This window comes from Frankia sp. CoWAU3 (assembly GCF_977971855.1).
In genome coordinates, this window is sequence record NZ_CDWWXB010000209.1 from 1 (window position 1) to 6,090 (window position 6,090).

Below are 6,090 nucleotides of genomic sequence, written 5' to 3' on the forward strand. Positions count from 1 at the left end.
GACTACAAGAACATCAGACAGGCCCGCCGAGCCACCATCAGAGACCCTGGGCTCGTCCTCCAGATCATCGCCCTGACCAGCCAAAACAGACTTTGACGGAGCCCTGGGATCGCGCCGGGGCACAGCTACATGTTCACTTTCGGCTGGGCCGGTGGTCCCGGGGGTGGTCCGGACGGGCCGACGGTCGTCATCGACAGCGATGCGCCTACCAGCCCCACCGTCCTCCACATCGGCTATCAGTGAGGCCGCACCGGCAACGACGGCGAGGCCCGGGGTACCGGCGACCGTCCGGAGGGCGCCGATGCCGTTCGCCGGCGCCACCGGTGCGCTCGCAATCCGGACGGATCGGGAACGGGCGACCGTGGTCTCGGATGTCTGCTACCGGCAGACCGGGCGACCGTGCCCGTTCGGCGCATATAAGAATGGAAGGGATGACACCACGATCGTTCGTTGACCATCTTGCGGATCTGGACTTGCCGGCGCTGGCCGCTCTGCTCCGCTCGCGTCCGGACGTGCTGATCGAGCCGGTACCCCGCGGTTTCGGGCAGCTCGCGCAGCGGCTGGAAAGCCCGGATTCGCTGGCGGCGGCGCTGTGGGAACTGAACCGCGACACGCTCCGGGTCGGCCAGGCGGCGGCGCTGCTGGGGGAGTCCGCGACGGTGCCCCGGATGGCCGAGCTGTTGGGCGCGTTACCGGACGCGGTGCGCGCCGGGGTGGACGATCTGTGCGCCCGCGGCCTCGCCTGGACCGACACGGTGGTCCGACTCCCGGAGCCGCTGCACAACCACTGGGTCGAGGAGATCAGCTCCGCCCGCCCGGTCGCAAAGATCGCCCGCAACGTCCTGGTCGAGGATCTGCGTAAGGCGGTCACGGCGCTCGGGGCTCCGGCCGAAAACCTGCGCAAGACCGAGCTGGTCGCGCGGCTCACCGAACTCATGTCCGATGCCCGCCGCATCGCGACGATCATCGCTTCCCTGCCCGCCCCGGCGCGGCAGCAACTCGATGACCTGCGCCTGGCCACGGCCGGCGGCTACTTCCCCTACATGTTCCCCTACACGCCCTTCGAGGAGATCCATGACCGCAGGGCAGCCACGCGGTCCATCAGGCAGCTGATCACCGCGGGGCTGGTGCTGGGCGTCGGCAACCGGCCGGAGCTCCCCCGTGAGGTCGCGGTCGCCGCCTGGCTGGCCAGGCAGGACCTGGGGCTCACCGGGCCGCCGGGCATTCCCCGGCCGGAGGTGAACGAGGCCGCCGCTCCCAGGCGGCCGCCCAGGGCGCTATCCGCGCCGTGACCGCCCTGCTCGACGAGGCCGCCGCCGCCCCCGTCGTGGCGCTCAAGCGAGGAGGCGTCGGTGGGCGGGAACGGGCCCGGCTGGCGAAGCGGCTGTCGACACCGTTGGCCGAGCTGCCGCTGTGGATCGACCTGGTCGCGGCCGCCGGCCTGCTGGCCTTCACCGAAGGCGGCTACGCACCGAGCCCGCGGTTCCAGGAGTGGCGGGAGGAGTCGCCAAGCCATCAGTGGGCGACGCTGGCGGCGCCGTGGCACGCTCTGGAGCACGCGCCGACGAGCCGCGAGGGTGCCGACGAGAAGGACGTCCCGCCGCCCCTGCCCATCGGGTCGGGGGCTGGCCAGATCCGCCGGGTGCTGATCCGCGCGGCGGCCGGCGGGCGGTCGGTGCGGCTCACGGCTGAGAACCTCGACTGGTTCTTCCCCCTGCACGGCTACGACGCCGCCACCTGCAAGATCAAGGTGGCGGCGTCGATCCGCGAGGCCGAGCTGCTCGGGGTGTTCGCCCTCGACGTCCTGTCCGAGCCCGGCCAGGCCCTGATCGAGGCCGCGCCGAGCACCACCGACGCGGCGGCTGCCACCGTCGGGCTTATGATCGTCTCGACCGCGGACGAGCTCGCCGCGCAGGTCGCGAGGACGGTGCGGGATCTGGCAGACCGCTGCGCCGAGCTGCTGCCCGCGACGCCGTCCAGCCTGATCCTGCAGTCCGATCTCACCGCGGTCGTGTCCGGCCAGCCCAGCGCGGCGATATCCCAGCTCCTGCGGGCCGCGGCGGTGCCGGAGTCCCGGGGCGCGGCCGGGACCTGGCGGTTCACCTCCGCCAGCGTCCGCGCCGCGATGGATGCCGGATGGTCCGCCACCGAGCTGCTCGAACAGCTACGCGCCATCGCCGACCACGGTCTCCCGCAGCCGCTCGAATACCTCATCGCCGACGTCGCCCGCCGGCACGGACACGTGCGGGTCCGTGGGATGCGCAGCGCCGTCCTCGCCGACGAGCCCACGACCGCCGAGATCCTCCACACCCGGACACTGGCGAAGCTGCACCTCGCCCGGCTCGCCCCCACCGTGCTGGCCAGCCCGGTGGAACTGGAGACGGTCCTCGCCGAGCTGCGCCGGACGGGCTTCTACCCCGTCGCCGAGGACGCGACGGGCACCGTCATCGTGACGAGCGGACCGGGGCGGAAGGCGCCGCGGGGCCCCGGCACAGTCGTCCCGGGAGTCCCGGGCGTCCCGACCGCACGGAGGGTCCCCCGCCGGTCCGCCGGCGACCCGACGGCGGCTGACGGCCGACGAACTCGCCCAGCGCCTGCGCACCGGCAATGACGACGGTGTCACCCTGCTGACCGACCTGGCCCAGCGGCTCGGCGAGATGAACGGACGGCTAAACGACGCCGGGCTCGCCGTGCTGGCGGACGCGGTGGAACGCCGCAGCGATGTGGTCATCGCCTACCGGGACAAGCAGGGCACCCGGACGGTCCGCCGCATCCAGCCGAACCAGCTCTTCGGCCGGTGGCTGGACTCCTGGTGCCACCTGCGCAACGCCGAGCGCGAGTTCGCCATCGCCAACATCGAGTCCGTCAGTCCCGTCGGCTGACCGGCACCCCCTTCTCCCCGGGCATGACCGGTCAGCCGGGTTCCGCAGGCAGTAGGTCCATGCCGATCAGCTCTCGAATCTGGACCCGTCGGCTCTCACGCCCGGCCAGCCCGGGGCGGGGCCGCCAGGCCCGGGGCGGCTCAGGCGGGTCGACCGAGCTGGCGAGCGAGCCGCGTCTGGTCGAAGTACAGCCGGTTCTCGGTGATCAGGCCGCGCTCGACCCGGTAGACCTCGACGACACGCAGGTTGATCCGACGCCCGGTGGGCGCGAGCTCCGTACCGTCCGGGTCGCGGTAGACGCCGACGTGCGTCGCGGTCAGCGTGTACTCCTCGACCACGATCTAGCCCTGCTCGGCCAGCACGTGGGTATCGACGTCGATCTCACCGAAGGCCGCCAGGAAGGCGGCGCTGTACTCGGCGCCCGCCGCGCGCCCCTTGATCCGCACCCCGCCCGGTGCCTCGACGACCAGATCCTCGTCAAGCAGCGACAGCACCGAGGCCTCGTCACCGAGGTCGAAGGCGTCCAGCGCGCGCTTCACCGTGTCCAGCGCCTCTCCCACGTGACATCCTCCAGGCTTGCCTGCCGCACACACCGCCCAGAGGGCGATCATCCCACCACCGGGCCGGTTCCCGACGGGAAACCGGATGTCCGGGAGGACGTCAGACGCTCGTGGTCGAGCCGGGGCGGATGATCATCAGAACGGTGACGATGACCCAGAGCAGGCTGAACACACCGGCCGCCATCGCGAGACCGCTCGTGCGGGCGCGCGCCGCGGCCGCGTCCATGGCCACCGCGCCACCATCCTGCGCACGGTCGGGGACGGCCGGGGATCCGGCGACGATCCCGTCGAGGACGTCACGCTGTCCGGGCAGCACCACGATGAGGAGCACGACGGCGGCTACGGTCGTCAGCACGATCGCGACGATCAACCAGCTCTGCCCAAGAACCGTTGCATGAAAGCGCTTGATAGCGTCCGCTCATGCCGCCTCGCCTCTCGGCGAGGCACCCCCGGTCTGACCGGCCGTGGCCGTGCCGGGTTCCCGCTTCCCAGCCACCTGCCCGCTTGCGCGGGTCTTCTGGTCGGCTCCGCGGGCGTTTTCCGTCTCCGATGTACTGGCGGCGACGAGGTGCTTGAGGTTGATCGCGGCGTTGTGGTCGCGGTCGAGTACCAGTCCGCAGGACTGGCAGGTGAACGTGCGCTCGGACAGCGTCAGGCTTGGGTTTCGCCAGCCGCAGCCGGAGCAGGTCTTCGAGCTGGGATACCAGCGGTCGGCGACGACGAGCGTCGATCCGTACCAGCGGGTCTTGTAGGCAAGCTGGCGGCGGATCTCCCCGAATCCGGCAGTCGCGACGGCCTTCGCGAGCCGGCGGTTGCGGACCATCCCGGCTACGTGCAGATCTTCGACCACGATCACGTCGTGGGACCGGGCGAGCCGTGTCGTGAGCTTGTGCAGCCCGTTGTGGCGCTGGTTCGCGACCCGGACATGGATCGTCGCGAGCTGGGCGGCGCGCTGCCGCCGCCCAGCGCTGCCCGGCTTCGACCGGGCGTAGGCCCGCGACGCCCGGCGCAGTCGCCGTTCGGCCCGCTGGTAGTGCTTCGGGTTGGGAACGGTCTCCCCGGTCGACAGGACGGCGAGGTGCTTCACGCCGAGGTCGACGCCGACGGTGCCGCCCGCGCGTTGCCGTCGCGACGGCCGCTCGGGAACGTCGCGGTCGACCTCGACGGTGAACGACACGAACCAGCGGCGTGCGGTGCGGGACACGGTCGCGCCGAGCAGTCGGGCACGTCCGTCCGCCAGGCGGGTGGTGAGCGCGCCCATCGGCTCATGGACCTTCACCCGGCCGATCCGGGGCAGCTTCACGTAGGTCTCGTCAGCCGGGCCGTAGGCGCCGGTGGTGTAGCGGAACGAGTCACGGGCCTTCCCGCGCTTCTTGAACCTGGGAAAGCCGACCCGCCGGCCCTTCCGCTTCCCTTGCCGGGAGTCGGTGACGTTCTTCAACCCGCGGGCAAGCTGGTCGAGCCCGGCGCGGAACGCCTCCTTCGAGCACTCCGCCCACCATGGGGCGATGTCCCGCTTGACCGCGTTCCACGCGAGGCGCAGCGCGGGGAGCGTCCACGGCACCGGGGGTGAGCAGATCACCGGTCAGCCCGTAGGACTGCTCGGCGTCCCGCTGGGCGTGCGCGGCCTTCACCCAGGCCAGGCCCCAGTTGTAGGCGAACCTCGATGCCCCGGCGTGGCGGCGGATACCGGCGAGCTGGGCCTGGTTCGGGTCGAGGGCGAAGCAGTATGCCTGGAGCGTCGTCACTCGTCAGCCTCGGTGGCGACGGCGGCGACGGCGCGGGCGGCCCGGTTCGCGGCGGCCCGGCGACCGTACAGCCGGGCGCACAGCGACGTCAGGATCTCGGTGACGTCGCCCACCAGGTCGTCGTCGACCTCGCCCGGGTCGACCACGAGCAGATGCCGGCCCTGCGCGGACAGCGCCGCCTCGACGTACTCGGCGCCGAACCGGGCAAACCGGTCCCGGTGCTCGACGACAATCATGGGCACGGCCGGGTCGCGCAGCAGGGCGAGGAACTTCCGCCGGTGGCCGTTCAGCGCAGAGCCGACCTCGATGACGACACGGCCGACTGCGACACCGTTCTCGCCACACCAGGCCGTGACGCGGGCGACCTGCCGGTCAAGGTCCGGCTTCTGGTCAGCGGACGACACCCGGGCGTACACCACTGCGACGGGGCGCCCGGCCGGCACGGTGGGTTCGTCGACGAGTACCAGCCCACCGACCTTGCGGGCAGGGACCGGAAGCAGGCCGTCGCGGTACCAGCGCCGCGCCGTGGTGTACCCGACGCCGTTCGCGGCGGCCCACTCCTTAAGGTTCACACGAACATCATACGACGCCATCAGAGGCCATCGGACGCTGATTCGGCAGCAGCTTTCATCCCCTAGGCTCTGCGCGGTGAAGAACCCGAAGATCGGTACGACGAGGCCGAGCGCGGAGTAGACGCCACAGATCCGGTGCAGCACGCGGACGATCCCAGCAGCACGCTCGTCGCCCGGGGAGGTCAGCGCCAGGCGCGCAGCCGGGGCGAACATGCTGGCGGCCACGGTGACCGGTCCGATCGCGAGGATCGCGGCCAAGACATGCACGCTGAGCAGAAACTTGGTCACGGTATGCCTCTCAGGATCGGCCTAGCGGGAGTTTCCTAGA

7 protein-coding genes and 1 pseudogene are annotated in these 6,090 nt (G+C 71.5%); 3 read left to right on the forward strand and 5 right to left on the reverse strand.

Annotated features, from left to right (window positions below; translation table 11 throughout):
• The first annotated feature begins 431 nt into the window (after positions 1–431).
• From AC08ON_RS15410 to AC08ON_RS15420, 3 genes are read left to right on the forward strand one after another with little or no spacing between them, the layout of a single operon-like run.
• Positions 432–1,292, forward strand: coding sequence for a hypothetical protein (locus AC08ON_RS15410; protein WP_476608214.1), 861 nt, complete (start codon positions 432–434; stop codon positions 1,290–1,292).
• Positions 1,289–2,611, forward strand: coding sequence for a helicase-associated domain-containing protein (locus AC08ON_RS15415; RefSeq protein ID WP_476608213.1), 1,323 nt, complete (start codon positions 1,289–1,291; stop codon positions 2,609–2,611). Before AC08ON_RS15410 ends, AC08ON_RS15415 begins: the two co-directional genes overlap by 4 nt.
• A gap of 46 nt (positions 2,612–2,657) precedes the next feature.
• Entirely contained in the window at positions 2,658–2,882 is a 225-nt protein-coding gene (locus AC08ON_RS15420; protein ID WP_476608212.1) for a WYL domain-containing protein, read from the forward strand.
• Between the two features lie 140 nt (positions 2,883–3,022).
• On the opposite strand, the gene AC08ON_RS15425 is transcribed toward AC08ON_RS15420, so the two are convergent.
• The 5 genes and pseudogenes from AC08ON_RS15425 to AC08ON_RS15445 all read right to left on the reverse strand — a co-directional run bounded on the left by AC08ON_RS15425 (position 3,023) and on the right by AC08ON_RS15445 (position 5,762).
• On the reverse strand, positions 3,023–3,220 hold the full coding sequence (locus AC08ON_RS15425) for an ester cyclase (protein WP_476608211.1): 198 nt from the start codon (positions 3,218–3,220) through the stop codon (positions 3,023–3,025).
• 3 nt (positions 3,221–3,223) lie between these two features.
• Positions 3,224–3,442: a nuclear transport factor 2 family protein gene (locus AC08ON_RS15430; RefSeq protein WP_476608210.1), complete on the reverse strand. Its 219-nt coding sequence runs from the start codon at positions 3,440–3,442 to the stop codon at positions 3,224–3,226.
• Positions 3,443–3,542: 100 nt separating this feature from the next.
• A complete protein-coding gene (locus AC08ON_RS15435; RefSeq protein ID WP_476608209.1) occupies positions 3,543–3,797 on the reverse strand; it encodes a hypothetical protein in 255 nt (84 codons plus the stop codon).
• 63 nt (positions 3,798–3,860) lie between these two features.
• A pseudogene (gene tnpB / locus AC08ON_RS15440) lies at positions 3,861–5,190 on the reverse strand (IS607 family element RNA-guided endonuclease TnpB).
• A complete protein-coding gene (locus tag AC08ON_RS15445; protein ID WP_476608215.1) occupies positions 5,187–5,762 on the reverse strand; it encodes an IS607 family transposase in 576 nt (191 codons plus the stop codon). The pseudogene tnpB and the gene AC08ON_RS15445 overlap by 4 nt, the downstream one beginning before the upstream one ends.
• Between the last annotated feature and the right edge of the window lie 328 nt (positions 5,763–6,090).